The following is a 16,395-nucleotide window of genomic DNA, read 5'->3' as shown; positions in this document are numbered from 1 at the left end:
AGCTCTCAATCAAAAAGCGCATCGGCAAACTCCACGGGGTCGAAGGTCTCCAAATCCTCCAGCGACTCGCCGACGCCGACCCAGACCACCGGCAGCTTGAGCCGATCGGCGATGGCGAGCACGATGCCGCCGCGCGCCGTACCGTCAAGTTTGGTCAGGACGATGCCGTCGAGCCCGACGGCCTCGCGGAAGCGCTCGGCTTGGGAGAGGCCGTTTTGTCCGGTAGTCGCATCCAAGACGAGCCAAGCGCGAACCAGGCCGGGCCGTTCGCCGCGCGCCTTGTCGATCGAGCGGCGCACTTTCGTCAATTCGGCCATCAGGTTGCTTTTGCTCTGTAGTCGACCGGCGGTGTCGATTAAGACATCATCGATGCCGCGCGCGTAGGCGGCGCTGACCGCATCGAACGCGACCGCCGCGGGATCGGCGCCCGATGCCGAATTGACCAATTGCGCGTTGGCGCGCTCGGCCCAAATCGACAACTGTTCGGCGGCGGCGGCGCGGAAGGTGTCGGCGGCGGCGAACAGCACGCGACGTCCCTTCTGCGCCCAATGACATCCGATCTTGCCGATCGAGGTCGTCTTGCCGGCCCCGTTGACGCCGACAAACACGGTCACGCGCGGCTGAATTCGATCATCATCCGGCCCAGCCGGCGCATGCGCATCGCTGAGCAGTCGGACCACGTGGCCCTTCAGCGCCTGCAACAGTCCATCCGTGGTGCTGATTCCTTGTTGTCGGGCATCATCGCGCAACTGCGCGATCAGTTTTTCGGACAGATCGACACCGCAGTCGGCGGCGATCAATGCGGCCGTCATGTGGTCGTACATCGCCTCATCGAACACGGGCGACAGCCCCACCGCCCGACGGAGGCCATCGGAGAGTTGGCGGTGCGTGTTGTGCAATCCGCGTTTGAGCCGCTGAAAAAACTCACGCACGGCGTGGCGCCCTCGGTGTCATGGGGATTGCAATCGCTGCGATGAACCGTCAATTCGACGACGGCGCCACGCCCGGCGCCAACAGTTCATCGACGGTGCGCGAGTCATCCGACGGCGAATGCCCGTTGCCGCCCTGCTCCGCGCCCCGGTTGAGACGTACCGAGACGAGCTTGGACACGCCGGGCTGCTCCATGGTCACGCCGTAGAGCACGTCGGCGGCGTCCATCGTCAGTTTGTTGTGTGTGACGACGATGAATTGCGTGCTCTGTTTGAATCGGTGCAGGAGCCGCAGAAATCGCCCGCAGTTGGCGTCGTCCAATGGCGCGTCGACTTCATCGAGAATGCAGAAGGGGCTGGGTTTGACCAAATAGAGCGCGAACAAGAGCGCCAGCGCGGTCAGGGCGCGTTCGCCGCCGGAGAGCTGGCGGATGCCGATGAATTTTTTGCCGCGTGGCCGGGCGTAGATCTCGATCGGCGACTCCAGCGGCTGATCGGGCTGCGTCAGGCGCACGTCGGCTTCACCGCCTCGGAACAACTCGTTAAAAACAACCTGAAAATGGCCGCGGGCAGTCTCGAAGGTCTCGGTGAAACGCCGGCCGGCGGTCTCATTCAGTTCGGTGATCGTATCGACCAGTGACTTTTTGGCCTCCTGCAGGTCACGAATCTGTTGATCGAGGTACTGGAGCCGTTCCGATTCGCGTTCCCATTCTTCCAGCGCCAGCGGATTGACCGGGCCGAGCTTGTCGATGGCGCGCTGTGCATCCTGAACTTTTTTGTCCAGATCCTCATTGGACAATTCCGCTCGGGCGACTGTTGCGGTCGCCAGGTCCATCTGGTGGGTGTCGCGCACATGACGCCGCCATTGCTCCGCCTCGGCGTCGAGCTTGGCGCGTTGCAACTCGATGCCCGATCGCGCGCGTTCGGCCTCGTCGCGGCGCCGTCGCGACTCGCGCAACTGCGCCTCCTGCGCGTCGTGGGCTTCCCGTCGCACGGACAGCTCGGCACGTGCGGCACGGCGTTGTTCCTCCAGTTCCTCAACCGCTCTCTGAGATTGACGCTCAAGCTCTTTGCCTTCGTTCAGGGAGCGTTCCAAGGCGGACGACTCGGATTGTATGGCCGCCAATCGGCCGGAGAGTTCCTGCTGTTCCGAGTTGAGCTCGGTCATCTGGTCGTTGTAACGCCGCTGTTCGGCGATAATCGCTTCGAGCCGCGCCTGTGCCTCGACCACCGCGATGCGCGCGCGGCTGAGTGCCGCCGATTGGCGATTGCGATGTTCCTCGGTCGCGCGGGCTCTGTTCGAAGCCGCTTCGAGTTCCTTCAACATCGTGTCGCGAATCGATTGCAACTCCTCGAGGGAACGATCATCGGCGGCAACGCCACCTTCCCTCGCTGTCGCGGGGTCGCCGCCGACCGACAGCCGGAGTTCGGCGAGCGATTGGCGCGTCATCGCCAGTCGCGCATTGACTGTTTCCGACTTCGCGCGCAACTCGATGACAACGTGCTGCCGGTGATTCCTGCGCGACGACGCTTCGGTCAGGTCCCTGGTCAGCGTTTCCCGCGTCCGTTCCAGCTCTGCGAGGCGGTGTCGGCAATCCTCGAGAACCGATTCGCTTTCCGCCATCCGCGCATCGAGCACCTGCAGCCGCGCGCGACGCCCGACAACGGGCTCGCCCTCGAAGCGACCGACTCGGATTGTCCCCGGCGGCGCGATGTGCAGACCGTCGCGCGACACGACCGGCGTGTTGTGTCCGAGGAATTCGAACAGCGGGCGCACATCCTCGGATTGATCGACGCAGGCGATCCCGCCGAAAATTGCGTTGACCATCCCCGCGTCAGCGGGTTCACGATCAATGAAATCGGACAGCCAGCCGACGAAATGTGCCGCCGATTCGGCCGATTTCTCGCCTGACGTCTTCGGCAGCAGTGACGGGTCGAGAACGACGGCGCGTCCTGTCGATTCAGCCAACAGGTGCGCGACGACATCGTGGACGGTCGCCTGATCGACACAACAGATGGCGGCGATCCGGTCGGCCAGCACCGTCTCGATTGCCAGCATCCATTCGGACTTCGGATGCAGGCGGTCGACCCAGCCGCTGACACGTTGGCCCCAACGGGCTTCGTCGGAGAGGATGCGCTCGGCCGCTTCACCCAGTCCCTCACCGCGCCGCATCAGTCCCTCGACGAAGGCGCGCCCGTCACGGGCTTCATCCAGACGCTCCCGGCGCTGCTGAATTTCGGTTTCCGTGCGGGCGATGGCATCCTGGATTTCACGGTGTTGCTTCTGCAGTTGTTCGGCGGCATCGCCGTCCCGGCGCAATTCTTCTTCTGCCGCCGATAATTGTGCGGCGTCGGCCGCCGTCTCGAGTTGGAGTTGCGAGACGTCTTCTTCCAATCGTATCAGTCGCTCACGCTGTTCGGTTTGCATCGATGCGAGCGTCTGCGCGTGCCGCTCCATCGCCTCGCGCTGCGAGACGGCGCGGACATAGTCACGTTCGGCCAGATCACGCCGTTCGCGTGCGGTGCGTTCTTGTTCCGATGCGGTGTCAAAGGCCTGATCGGCCGCACGGCAACTTTGCTCGGCTTCGTTGACGCTTAACGAGACTCGCTCGCGATCCTTTTCCGCGTCCATGCGACGGTGTTGCGCGTTCTGTAATGCCTGAGTGGCTTCCTCACTGCGCCGGACCAACATCCCACTCCGGTCGGCGGCACGCGTCTGTTCCTCTCGCAGGTGGACGATGCGATCTTCACTGCGCAGGCGCTGGGCGCGGACATCCTGTGCCATGGCGGTGGCGGCGGTCAATCGGTCGATGATCTCCTGGGCGTCACGTTCGGCTTCGTCGACCGACAAGCGCAGCTTTTGTCGTTCCAGTTCCAGCGCATCGGTCTGCGCGGTCAACGCGGCCGCGTCACCGACCGCGGATTCAAACGACGCCGCGAGCCGATCGCGCTCGTTGACGAACTTCTGGTAGGCCCGGGCGGCCCGGGCGATATCGAGCGTCTTCCACATCTCGCGCAGACGGCGGTGCCGTTCGGCCATCCCCTTTTGTCGCGCAAGCGATCGCACGCGCGTCTGAACTTCGTTGCGCAGATCCGACAGCCGCAGCAAGTCTTGATCGGTCGCCTCCATTTTGCGCAGTGCCTCGCGCTGGCGCACTTTGTATTTGGAGACGCCGGCCGCTTCTTCGAAGAGAAACCGTCGTTCGTCGGGGTGCTCGGAGATGATCGCATCGATCATCCCCGCCTGAATGACGGCGTAACCGTGGGAACCCATCCCGGTATCGAGAAACAGATTGCTGAAATCCTTCAGACGGCAGACCTGCCCGTTGAGCCGGTACTCGCTGTCGCCGGAACGGTCGAGCCGACGGCTGATGGACACTTCGGTGTACTCGGTCGGCAGACGTCCCGACTCGTTGTCGATGACCAGCGTGATCTCGGCTGCCGACATTGCCGGACGCTGCGGCGTGCCGCCGAAGATGACCTCTTCCATCTTCCCGCCGCGCAGGACACGGGGGCGCTGCTCGCCGAGCACCCAGCGGACGGCGTCCATGAGATTGGACTTGCCGCAGCCGTTGGGTCCGACGACCGCCGTGATCCCGGAGGAGAGAATGACCTCGGTATGCTCCGGGAACGATTTGAATCCGGCCAATTCGATTCGTTTGAGATACACAGTGGACTCCCTTGTCGCTTCGCCCGGTCTACAGCATCGCCAACTGCGGGCCGATCAGCGGCGAGGTCGGCTCCAGCCCGGCGCCGCTGCTCTCGTCGGGGGGCGGGACGACGCGTGACATTTTGCGCAACATCTCCACGAACAGGATGAATTCGGTTTTGACATCGGCGTCGTCGCGTCCGTGACGCAGCTCGACGGTGACAAAGGGCGCACCCATGCCGCCGGGCAAGCCGATCCGGACCGCCGTGCCGGAGGCCATCACCGCCGCCGAATAGAAGACGCTCGGTTCCTTGTTGAGAATGATGATCACGTCAAACTTCGACTCGAAGAGCTTTTCCAAAAACGCACGGCGCGGCAGACTGAACCACCAGACCTGGCGCGGTTCGGGAACGACCACGCGGTAACCGTGCGGGTTGTAAAAGCGCGGCGCCAGACTCTTGGGCGGATAGAGCAATGTGATCTTGGCATCGGGGAACGCCTGCGGCAGGCGTGACAGGAAGTATTCCGACAATCGAAATGCCTCCAGCGACAGCGGCATCAGCACCATCACCCGGCGCGCGTTGCGCAACACGTGGGGAAACGCGAACTCCGCCGGAGCGTAGCGTCGGGCCAGCCAACGAATGATCAGATCGCGGATCATTCCCATTGGCCGCCCTTAAATACCCTCTCCGTCGGGAGACATTTCTGAGCCGACAGAAATCGCCCGCGCCGCCTGAGTTGTATCCCACCAGACGTCGAGCGAATCGCGGGTGAGCAACAGTCCGGACAGCCGGACCGCGCGGTTGCGGAACGGGACCAATGGATGGCCGTCGATGGATGCCGTCACGCTGTCGGTGTGCCCCATCGTCAACAGAAACCGATCCTCAGCGAATGCGGTGACGGAGTCCCCGGCCGAGAGAATCGTACTGACGACCGTGTCGCTGTCGGCGGCGATCACGGCCCACGTCGACTTGCCGAAATGCAGCACCAGATGCATCGGCTCAACCGGAGTTGTCCCCGTTTCGGTCGTTGCCTGATACTGCTGCCCGGCCCCTTCGATATCCGATGTGACCGGGGCCGGCGGCGGCGCGACATTCGACTGCTCCTGATCCCCGCCGAGCAACAACCACACAACCATCAGAATCGCCAGCAACGCGAGAGTGGCGATGGCGATGATTGACAGCTTTCCCGAACGGACCGTCGACGGACTCGGCACCGAAATCGCCGGGGTTTTCACGGTTACCGAGGGTATGCGGCGGACTCCGGGATGGTCGCACAGATCCAACAGGGCGTAAACCTCGGAGACATTCAACGCCAGGCGTTCGGCGTATGTTTTCAAAAACAGGCGGGCGTACTCGGGCGTCGGCAAATCGTCGAAGGATTCCTCCTCGAGCGCCTTGAGATATTCCGCCCTGATCTTGATCTCCTCCGCGACTTCTTCCAGTTTGAGTCCCAATGATCGTCGTCGGTCGCCGAGCACGGGCCCCAGTCGGTCGGACGCGACATCGATTTCAACCGGCGTTGCCAACTCGATGCGCGCCCCGGACGTGGATCCGCTCCCGGCGCCGCCTTCGGGCGCGGCGGCGTATCCGTTACGTCGGGGATTTCGCGTGCTCATGCGCTCACTCGTCTGATCAGCCGGGCCAGTGCTCCGACCGGCAGACCGACCACGTTGTCGATCGGGCCCTTAACATCGGCAATGAATGCCGACGCCTGACCCTGGATTGCATAAGCGCCGGCTTTGTCCATCGGTTCACCGTTTCGGACGTAGTCACGAATCTCCGAATCGGTCAGCGTACGAAAGGTCACAACCGACGCCTCGGATGCCGACCCACCTCGCATGGTTGCCCGGTCAGTCACGGTGATGCCCGTGATGACCGAATGCGAACGTCCCGACAATCGTTTCAGCATGGCAACGGCATCGTCGCCGTCGCGCGGTTTGCCGAGACCATGCCCGCCGAGCACGACGATCGTGTCCGCGGCGATGATCAGCGCCGAACGATTGATTCGTGTCGCGACATCGGATGCCTTGAATGACGACCACGTTCGCACCCACGCGCGCCAGTCGGGACCATGCGGCGGCGGCTCGTCGACGGTCGACGGGCACACCGAGAACGAAATCCCACAGGCGCGGAGTATTCGACGCCGTCTCGGGGACGCCGACGCGAGACAAACGCGGCGTCGGCCAACCGCCAGCCGCAGTGATGCGATGTCGCCGTTGTCGACGACCTGGCGAAACGAGAGCGTCTCGGACCCCTGCCTGCGGCGTTTCCCGGAAGACCACAAGCCCCCCTTAGGCATCCAGCACCAACGTGACCGGCCCCCAGTTGTTGATGCGTACGAGCATCTTCGCGCCGAAGCGACCGGTCTCCGTCCGCACGTTCATACTCCGAAAGGCCGATACAAGGCGCAAGTAGAATTCCTCCGCCCGACGCGGCTCGAGTGCTTCGGTAAACGACGGCCGCCGTCCTTTGGCGACATCGGCGTACAAGGTAAACTGCGAAATCACCAGGAGCGAGTAACCACGCTCCAACAGCGATTCATTCATCCGTCCGTCGTCATCTTCGAAGATCCGCAGATTGACAATTCGTCGGGCCATCGGCTCGATTTGATCCTCGGCATCACCAGTGCGGAATCCGACCAGGAGCACGAGCCCCGGCCCGATCTCTCCGGCCAGTTCGTCGCCGATGGCGACGGAGGCCGAGTTCACACGTTGCAGGCAGATCCTCATTCGACGGAACCCAAAGTCCGACAACAGGAAGCAGACTACCGGCGGCGGGTTGATCTGTCAACGGTAAACATGTGGACAATGTCGCTATCTCATTGACATATTTGACGTTGAACGTCTCCGGACAGTGAGTCGGTCGCTGCTTAAAGTGAGACTTCATATTTTCAACGCATAGCATTGTTTAGCAACAGTATAAAAATACAATAAGAAGAGGACATCGCGGCCAAAAGAAAAAGCCCCGCACATTTGCGCGGGGCTTTGTTCTGGCGATAACGCACGGTTACGGATTGGTGCTGCCTGTGTTGTCGACGGCTCCCATGAGGGCGGGCTCGACAATTTCCGGTGTCACGAAGATCACCAGGTCACGTTTCTGAGTGTCGTTCTTTTCGTAGCTGAAGAGTTTGCCGATCAGCGGAATGTCCTTCAGGATGGGCACGCCGATAACGGTCTTTAATTCGTCCTCGGTAGTGAGTCCGCCGATGACCGCGGTCTGGCCGTTTTCGACGACAACGTTGGTCTCGGCATTGCTGGTGTTGATCACCACGCCGCTGGGGTCAAAGAAGAACGAGGAGCGCTCGGGCATCAGCGACAGGAGAATGCGATTGTCGGAGGTGATGTGCGGGGTCACGCGCAGAATGGTGCCGACCTCTTCGAACGTGATGACGACGTCACCGGTTGCGGAGAACTGCTTGATGGGGACCTTCTGGCCGACCTGGATGCGCGCCATTTTATTGTCGACGGTGGTGATTTCCGGATGGGCGACGACCTTGCCATGGCCGCTGGAGACGATGGCGGCGACGGTGGCGTCCAGATCCCATCCATTCTGCATCGTGCCGAAGGTGTAGATTCCGAAGGGATCGGTGATCTGTTCAGCGCCGTCGGTCGAGATGTCGTTGGTATACGTGTTGCCGTCGTTGTCGGCGCCGGAGCCGTGCAGATTCCAGGACACGCCGACTTCGTCGAAGTAGTTGCTGGATACCTCCAGCAGTTTTGCGGAGATGCGCACTTGACGTGTTTCGCGATCCAGCTCGATGATGAATTGGGCGGCGCGCGCCAGATTGACCGGTTCATCGGAGACCAACAGCGTGTTGGTCCGCTCTTCGACATCGACTTTTCCGCGCACCGACAACAGCGACTTGACCGGTCTGATGAGATCCTTGGCGTTGGCGTGCTTGATCTCGAATAGCTCGGTTTCGATGTCGACGAGTTGCCGCTGTTCGGCGAGGTGCCGTTCGCGCTCGGCTTCCTCTTCGAGGTAGTCGATCAGCAAGAGCACGCGCAGGAATCCGTTCTCCTCGGTGACCTTCAGTCCATAGGTCTTGGCGAGGATTTCCAGTGCCTGGCGCCATTCGACATTCTTCAGGTTCAGCGTGACCTGGCCCTGAACGTTGGGCGCCGCGACCAGATTGACGCCTCCGTACTCCGCCAGGAAGTTCAGAACGGAGCGGACGTCGGCATTCTGGAAGTTGAGGTTTTTGATGATCTCTTCGCCCGAAGTCGGCGCCGCCAGGAGCAGCAGCGCGCAGACCGTCAGGCCGATCGCCGGCAGCGAGAGACCCAGTACTTGTCGATTGCGTAACCGTTTCATAGCGCGGACACCCCGTTTCTATTCGCCGTTGCCTTCTGTCGGTATGGGTTCTTCCTGATACTGAATTCGATCCGGTCGGTTCTGTGTATTCATTCCCAGCGTCTTGGTCGGATCGGCGTTGCGCGGGCTGAGTTGCAGCGCCACGTTGCGCAGCCATCCGTAGTCGTTAATCCGGAAGATCACGCGTTGGTCCTGGACCGTCACGACGTGTCCATTCTCGACCGGATCACCCTCTCGCAGGATGTAGCTGTGCCCTTCCATGTCTTCCAGCAGCGCCATGGCATCGTAGTCATCATGCAGGACACCGACCATCCGCAGACTCTCGACGTTCGGCACGGCATTGGTCAGGAACCCCGAGCGAAGGCCGTCGAGAAGTTGCTCAAAGGGATCGGTGCGTCCCATGTCATCGTAGAAAACGTCGTGCCGTCCGCTGGCTTCTTGTGGCAGGGGCTTGCCTTGTCCGAACCGTTGGGCCGCCTGTTGTTCGGCCTCGCGAATGCGTTCCAGCAACGCGGCGCGATCGAGCGCCTGCCCCGGCGACGGCGGACCAAACAGGTCGGCCGTGCTGTCGAACGGGACGGCCGCGGGGTCGATACCCGTCGTCGTGTAGGGGCGCGGCGCACGTTGATTGCCGAAGAACTTGAGCTTGAGACGTTCCAGCAGCGAACGCTCATCGTCTGCCACGGCATCGCCGCCTTCTCCGGAGCGAACAACCTGCGGTCCGGTCGAAGCAAATACCTGCGCCTCAGTCTGCCGCGACGCTGTGCCCGATGTCACGCGGGGCATCGGCTGCACCGGCGCGGACGACATCGGCATATCGGTGCTTGTGGCGGACTCGTCCTTCCCGGAGAAGTGCTCGGGAGCGAGCACCAACGGTTCCGACGGCGGGACGAACGTCTGACTCGTTTGCGGCGGCGTCATGCGCGCCATAAAATCAGCGGGACTCTCACTCGACTGCGGCCCCTTCCCCGGCGACTGAGCCATGTCGGTCGGCACCTGTGCGGGCACCGGTTGCGACGGGGGTGACTCCGGCTGTCCGGCCGCTGCCGGCTTTGCGTCCGAAGAGCTTTTTGCCGCGGCGGCCGCTTGCGGTTTCGGCTCGGCGCTCTTTTTTGCATCCGCAAAAGTCGGCGCTGGCGGCGGCGACTGAGTTTTGCTCGGCGCCGTTTGCGTCGCGGGTTTGTCGCTGGCTGCGACGGTCGGCTTGCTCGTCACTTGTGGCACTGAAGCAGGGGCTTTCTGTTCGGCAGCCGCCATTGCGGGCTTGCCCGACGACGTCGGCGACGGCGCGATCGAACGCCCGCTCTGCCACTCGGCAAACGCCGGGCGCTGCGCATCGGCAATCGCCACGATCACAGAATTGGCGTCCTGACGGACCGTGTACGTGGCGTTGCGCTCCAGATCGAGCACGACACGCACGATCGGCTGCGGCTCGACACGATACTGGCTGGTGCGAATGCCGCGGATGACGCACGGCGGCAGATTGGAGAAATCGTTCTGGCCAAAGGCGTGAGTCGCATCGCAAAAATCCAGGACGATGCGGGCGGGCTTGCCGTTGCCCGGTTCCACGGTGAAGTGCTCGCATAAGAGCGCCCCGGGCACGGGAATCGACAGTTCGGTGAAGTCGCCGACCGGTCGCATGGCCACACTTTTGACGGGGGTCGCGGCATGCGCCGGCGATCCCGCCAGAAGGAATGCGGCCGCGCCTGCGGCGGCGATCAAACGGCACGATCTCTGAGCACTCATCATAGACCCGCTTCCCCGCTACCTTCGGTTAAGTCCAGATTGTCCAACAGCACGAGGCGCTCGGACTCTTTGACATGGTAGGTGGCAATCTGCATTTCGGCGGTGAGCGTGAATCCGCCGCCCACCGTTTCGGGCGACTCGCGCTCGTCCACCGACTTCAGGGCCAACTGATTGACATTGACGATAAACGGCATGTTCGACAGCCGGGATAGAAAGTCCCCCAGGTCGTGATAAGTCGAATGCAGCGTCAATTGATAGTTCTCGCGATCGTAGAATCCCTCCGAGGCGTTGGTCAGCGGCACGACCTTCGCGATCTTCGAGGACGTTTCCAGCGCGGCAGCGTGGATTTTCGAAAGCAGCGGCGAGAGCTGGTTGTGCTCGGGCAACAACTGCGCCACGAGGCGGTAGCGGTGCGTCAGGTCGGTGTACTCGGCCTTCAGGGATTCGAGCGAACGGAACTTCATTTCGACTTCGGCGAGCTCCGTTTGCAGCGACTCCAGACGCATGTAGCCGGCATCGATTTTCTGCTCGTAGTCGGTATAGACCTTCGTGTACCAAAAGTAGGTACCGACCAGCCCGACCATGACCAGCAGCAACAGCTTCTGTACTTGCGGGTTTTTCAGATCCATTGCATCCACCTGTCCAAGAGGTCAGAGTCGATTGATGATGGTTATGGCCGTGCCTCCTCGGCCGGTGCGTCGTACCAATCGGGTGTCGCAGCCATCGCCGCGCCGCGTTGGGTCGGACGACTGCCGACGGTCACGGATGTCGCGGGTACGTCTTCGATGCCGCCGGTCGCCTCGTCCAACGGGATCAGTTCGCAGGCGACCTGGAATTCATAGACGTGGCGCTTCTTCAGATCCTTGATCTGTGCGCGCCGCAACTGAACGTTTTCGAACCGCGGCGAGTCCTGCATGTTCAAAATCATATTGGCCAGACTGCTGATCGTAAAACAGAAGCCGTCGAGCAGATAGCGGTTCTCCGACAACAGGGTCGAATCGATGGCCTGGCCCTTCACGGCTTTCCGGGGGTCTTCGCGGTGGAACCCGGAGAGCCACAGATAGCTGGGGATGACCGCCAGAATGTCCTCGACGTTGCGCACCCAATAGCCCCGGTGGTTGTCCAGCGTCTCGATGGCGTTCATGCGCCGCAGGATTTTCGTTTTGACCTCTTCCAAGCGATCGACGAGGGCGATGTCGTCGCGCAGTTCATCGACCTTGATTTGCGCGCGGGCAATTTCGCCCTGAACGGCGTTGTGGCGCGCCGATTGCATGAAGGTCAATCCCGCCAGTACCGCCATCACACCGGCCAGCGCCGCGACGCCCACCAGCGAGCTCTTGGACAGCCCCACGCCGCCGGAGGTCCGGCGCATCTCACGGGGAAGCAGGTTGATCTGAATCATCGTCATCGCGTTATGCCTCCCGTGCCGCCAGTCCGATTCCCACCGCCAACAGCGGCGCCACGCGTTCCGGATCGACCCCGCCGAACAGCTCGGGATCGTACTCGACGTTGCGCAACGGATTGGCGATTTCGATCGGCACGTTCATCTTCGATTGGATACACTCGGGCAGAAACGGCACCATCGACCCGCCGCCCGACAACACGATCCAGTCGACCGCGTCGGTCTTGGCCAGCGTGCGGAAGTAGGAGAACGCGACTTCCAGCCCGGTGAGCAGGTCATCGGACGCCGACTGAATGGTGGCGCGCAGCATGTCCTGATCGACGGTCTCGGTCATTTCGCCCTTGATCACTTTGAGCGCCAACTCCTGGTTGAGACGAAATTCGCGCTGAATGACTTCATAAAGGATGCGTCCACCCGCCGATACGTCGCGTGTCGAGTGGTAGCGCCCGTCCTTTAGAAAGATGACGTTCGTCGTGTCGAACCCGATGTTGATCAACGCCGTGACGCGTTCGGGGTCGATGTCGTAGTTGATGTCGTAAGCGTTGAGCACCGCGAAGGCATCGGTATCGACGAGCGATGTCTTTAAGCCGGCGTCTTCGATGAGGTTCAAGTACTCCTGCAAAAACTCACGGCGCGCCGCCACCAGCAGCACCTCCATCTTGCCGCGGTCGGCGTCCTCGCGCAAAACGTGGTAATCCATGGAGACATCATCGACGTCGAACGGGCTGCGCTGCTCGGCCTCGAAGAGAATCGCCTGTTCGGCTTCGACGCCCGATTTGTGCTCAACTTCAAACTTGTCGGTGATGACGCCGTGGCCGGAGACGCTGACCACAACATCCGTCGTGCCGGGATCGCACTGGTCGATCAGACTCTGAATGTTGAAGATGATGGCGTCGCGGTCCTTGATCTCGTGAGAGACGATCGCTTCGGTCGGCAACTCCCGAATCCCTGCGGCCGACAGGGCATACCCTTCCGACTGGCGGTCGAGCCGCACGTACTTCAACGAACTGGCGCCGATGTCGAGCGCGGCCACGGAGCGGGAACGTTTCTTAAAAAATGGTATCTGCATGATCTCCCCCGTCTGGGAAGGACTCCGTCACCCGGAGTCGGCGTCACTTCTGCGTATGCAATCGGAATCGCCGTGTATGCGGTGCGCTCACCCCGAGACCACCGGCACATCAAGCGATCGCCTAAATCTCACATCGGCCGACGCACGCGACTGTTTTAGGGGTTTTTTCTCATGTTGAACACGGGATGGGAATTGTCCCATACCGATTGCGAGATGGGGCCCCGTCTGCGCCGTCTGCGTTGTCTTCGCTGCTCCCTGCCTCCCTGGCTGCGGCTCAACTGGCGACCATCGAAAAGCGGCGCATCCGTTCGCGCAGCGTGTTGCGTGAGATTCCCAACAACTGCGCGGCCCGGACCTGGTTGTTTTGTGTCGCCTCCAGGGCCGCTTCGACCAATGCCTCGTCGAGCGCGGCGGTCAGTTCCGTGTAAATCCGCCCTTCGGAATTTCCGACCATCTGCTCGAATGCGGGTCGGAGGGTGCGGCGGAACAAGTCGCAATAGTCGCCGTGCATCTTGTCCAAATCGGGCGGCACCGCCTGCCGCACGTCCGCGAGCATCGGGAAGTCTTCGGGAATGAGTTCGGCCTCGCGCGCGAGCACGACGGCGGTATGAATGGCGTTTTCCAGTTCCCGGACATTGCCGGGCCAATGGTACCGCAGCAGTTGATCGTACGCCCTGGACGCGAGCGGCTTGGGCGGACGATGCGCCAGGCGCGAGTACTTGCGGATGAAATAGTCGCTCAGTAAACGGATGTCGGCTTTGCGCTCGCGCAGCGGCGGCAAAAACAGCGAGACAACTTTCAGCTTATAAAAGAGGTCGACGCGGAAGCGCCCCTCTTTCATCAGGTCGACCAGACTCTGCGACGTCGCGGCGATGATCCGGACATTGGTGTGGATGGTTTCGTGTGTACCGGGGTGCTCGATGAGGTTGTCATCGAGGACGCGGAACAGACGGCTCTGCACCAGCAGCGACAAGTCGGCGATTTCGTCGAGAAAGACGGTTCCGCCGGTTGCCTCCTCGAGTTTTCCCGCCCGTCCCGGCCGTCCGCGTTCCGAGCCGCCGATCCCGCCAAAGAGTTCCGCTTCGAGGAAGTCTTCGTTGGAGGCAGCGCAACTGACGGAGCAAAAGGTCGCTCCGGCGCGGCGCGAATTCCGATGGATGGCCCGGGCGACCAATTCCTTGCCCGTTCCCGATTCGCCCATGAGCAGCACCGGTGCGTCGGCATCGGCGACCTGTCCGATCATCTTCGCAACCGCGACGATTTCCGGCGACTTGCCGATGATCTGGCCGTCGGCGGGCACAACGTCTTCGTCGTCGCGCGGGAAGGGACCGGCGGCGCGTCCGCAGGCGCGGATGATCGTTTGCTCCAATGTCGCCAAACGGAACGGCTTGGTGACGTACTCGAATGCACCTTGTTTCATCGCTTCAATCGCGTTGTCGGTGGAGACGTGCCCGGAGACGATGATCACCGGAATCGATGCCGCGGTCGCTTTGATCTCTTTGAGCAGGTCCAGCCCGCTGATCGACGGCAGGTGGACATCCAACAAGATCACATCGGGCTGCACATGGCGGACCGTGGACAGCACCAGCGCACCGTCGCCGACCACTTCGACACGGAAGCGTTCCGGCGACAGGAAGTTGGCGACCGCCTGAGCGATCTCGGGGTCGTCATCGACCAGCAAGACGGTGATTCGGCGTGTTGTCACAGTGTCCCTGCGGTGACGGGATACGAGACAGCCGGTCGACGACCGCCCGGAGCCCGACACAGTAGTTATCGGCGAAACCGTCCGCGGGTTGAAACCCGTTCCCGACATTTAGACGCGGCACCGAGTCGGTCAACGGATCGCCGCCGTCGGCCGATACTCCCCTTGATGGGGCAGTCCGGACAACGCGCTATGCAGCATCGGATTCTGGTTGTCGACGACGAGCAGTCGCTGCGGGAGATGATGAGCATCATGCTCACGCGGGAAGGGTATGCCGTCGACGCTGAGCCCGATGGGGACCGCGCGCTGACGCGCCTCAAAAGCACCGGCTACGATCTGGTGATCGCGGATTTGAAGATGCCGGGAATGTCGGGGATCGAAATCCTCGATGAAGCACGCCGCCTCAATAATGAGGTGCCCTTCATCGTCATGACGGCGTTCGCGTCGGTGGACACGGCGATCGAGGCGATCAAGAAGGGCGCGGATGAGTATATCATCAAGCCGTTCAAGGTCGACGAGCTCAAACACGCGGTCGCCAAGGCGCTGGAGACCAAGGCGCTCAAGAAGGAAAACCGCGTCCTGAAGGAGAAGCTCGGGGTCGCCGGCGCATTCGACCGGATTCTCGGCGCCGACGCGCGCATCGATCAGCTCAAGCGCACGGCGGCGCAGGCGGCACGTTCGGATGCGACGATCCTGATCCGTGGCGAGAGCGGCACCGGAAAGGATCTGCTGGCGCGCGCCATCCACCAGTACTCGTCGCGACGTGATCAACCGTTTCTGGCCGTCAACTGCGGCGCTCTGCCGGAGACATTGCTGGAAAGCGAGCTCTTCGGGCATGTGAAGGGATCGTTTACCGGAGCGATCCGGGATCATGAAGGGCTCTTTCGCGCCGCCAACGGCGGCACACTGTTTCTCGACGAGATTGCCGAGACTCCCGGCGCGATCCAGGTCAAGCTGCTGCGCGTGTTGGAGGACAAGCAGGTCACGTCGATCGGTTCGACGAGTGCCGAGCCGGTTGACGTGCGCCTGATCGCCGCCACGAACGCTGATTTGGAAGGCGCTGTCGGGGCCAAGCGATTCCGTCCCGATTTGTACTACCGTCTGAATGTCATCCAAATCTATTTGCCGCCGCTGCGAGAGCGCCGCGACGATATTGAACTGCTCAGCGATTATTTTGTCCGTCAAAGCTGCGAGCGCGCGGGATGCGCACTCAAGACATTGACTCCTGCGGCGGCGGCACGCCTGCACAGTTACTCGTGGCCGGGCAACGTGCGCGAGCTGCAAAACGTGATCGAGCGGGCGGTTGTCCTGACGCGCAAAGACGAGCTCGATATCAGCGACTTTCCCGACAAGCTGGGACAGGCGACATCGGCCGAAGCGACGGACGGACCGTCCGATGGAGCGGTGCCGACATTGGAGTCAATCGAGAAGGCCTACATCTATTGGATTCTGAATCAAACAGACTGGCAGAAATCGAAGGCGGCGCAGATCCTCGGCATCGATAACTCGACGCTGTACCGCAAGATCAGCAAGTACAAGTTCGACGATCCGCGTTCCGGCCGACGCGGCGATGACGTGTAGC

General features: G+C 61.9%; 13 protein-coding genes. 1 reads left to right on the top strand and 12 read right to left on the bottom strand.

Annotated features, from left to right (window positions below):
- Positions 1-5: 5 nt before the first annotated feature.
- The 12 genes from ftsY to VGB22_05180 all read right to left on the bottom strand — a co-directional run bounded on the left by ftsY (position 6) and on the right by VGB22_05180 (position 14,816).
- Entirely contained in the window at positions 6-932 is a 927-nt protein-coding gene (gene ftsY, locus VGB22_05235; protein HEX9750675.1) for a signal recognition particle-docking protein FtsY, read from the bottom strand.
- A gap of 49 nt (positions 933-981) precedes the next feature.
- Positions 982-4,599: a chromosome segregation protein SMC gene (gene smc / locus VGB22_05230; GenBank protein ID HEX9750674.1), complete on the bottom strand. Its 3,618-nt coding sequence runs from the start codon at positions 4,597-4,599 to the stop codon at positions 982-984.
- A 28-nt stretch (positions 4,600-4,627) separates the two neighbouring features.
- On the bottom strand, positions 4,628-5,239 hold the full coding sequence (locus VGB22_05225) for a hypothetical protein (GenBank protein HEX9750673.1): 612 nt from the start codon (positions 5,237-5,239) through the stop codon (positions 4,628-4,630).
- A 15-nt stretch (positions 5,240-5,254) separates the two neighbouring features.
- Positions 5,255-6,196: a RodZ domain-containing protein gene (locus VGB22_05220; GenBank protein ID HEX9750672.1), complete on the bottom strand. Its 942-nt coding sequence runs from the start codon at positions 6,194-6,196 to the stop codon at positions 5,255-5,257.
- Complete coding sequence (locus VGB22_05215; protein ID HEX9750671.1) at positions 6,193-6,879, bottom strand: Maf family protein; 687 nt, start codon at positions 6,877-6,879, stop codon at positions 6,193-6,195. Before VGB22_05215 ends, VGB22_05220 begins: the two co-directional genes overlap by 4 nt.
- Entirely contained in the window at positions 6,872-7,288 is a 417-nt protein-coding gene (gene dtd / locus VGB22_05210) for a D-aminoacyl-tRNA deacylase (protein ID HEX9750670.1), read from the bottom strand. The genes VGB22_05215 and dtd overlap by 8 nt, the downstream gene beginning before the upstream one ends.
- Before the next feature lie 298 nt (positions 7,289-7,586).
- A complete protein-coding gene (gene pilQ / locus VGB22_05205) occupies positions 7,587-8,894 on the bottom strand; it encodes a type IV pilus secretin PilQ (protein HEX9750669.1) in 1,308 nt (435 codons plus the stop codon).
- A gap of 18 nt (positions 8,895-8,912) precedes the next feature.
- A complete protein-coding gene (locus VGB22_05200) occupies positions 8,913-10,640 on the bottom strand; it encodes a hypothetical protein (protein ID HEX9750668.1) in 1,728 nt (575 codons plus the stop codon).
- Positions 10,640-11,269, bottom strand: coding sequence for a type 4a pilus biogenesis protein PilO (pilO, locus tag VGB22_05195; protein HEX9750667.1), 630 nt, complete (start codon positions 11,267-11,269; stop codon positions 10,640-10,642). Before pilO ends, VGB22_05200 begins: the two co-directional genes overlap by 1 nt.
- Positions 11,270-11,310: 41 nt before the next feature.
- Positions 11,311-12,048: a PilN domain-containing protein gene (locus VGB22_05190; protein HEX9750666.1), complete on the bottom strand. Its 738-nt coding sequence runs from the start codon at positions 12,046-12,048 to the stop codon at positions 11,311-11,313.
- Positions 12,049-12,052: 4 nt separating this feature from the next.
- A complete protein-coding gene (pilM, locus tag VGB22_05185) occupies positions 12,053-13,111 on the bottom strand; it encodes a type IV pilus assembly protein PilM (protein HEX9750665.1) in 1,059 nt (352 codons plus the stop codon).
- 274 nt (positions 13,112-13,385) lie between these two features.
- Positions 13,386-14,816 carry a sigma-54 dependent transcriptional regulator gene (locus VGB22_05180; GenBank protein HEX9750664.1) on the bottom strand — a complete coding sequence of 477 codons (1,431 nt, stop codon included), beginning with the start codon at positions 14,814-14,816 and terminating at the stop codon, positions 13,386-13,388.
- A gap of 189 nt (positions 14,817-15,005) precedes the next feature.
- Between VGB22_05180 and VGB22_05175 the strand changes: the two genes are divergently transcribed.
- Complete coding sequence (locus tag VGB22_05175; GenBank protein HEX9750663.1) at positions 15,006-16,394, top strand: sigma-54 dependent transcriptional regulator; 1,389 nt, start codon at positions 15,006-15,008, stop codon at positions 16,392-16,394.
- Position 16,395 lies beyond the last annotated feature (1 nt).

The sequence above is a fragment of the Candidatus Zixiibacteriota bacterium genome (genome assembly GCA_036397555.1).
Classification (GTDB): domain Bacteria; phylum Zixibacteria; class MSB-5A5; order WJJR01; family WJJR01; genus DATKYL01.
This window is presented reverse-complemented; position numbering and strand designations above follow the sequence as displayed.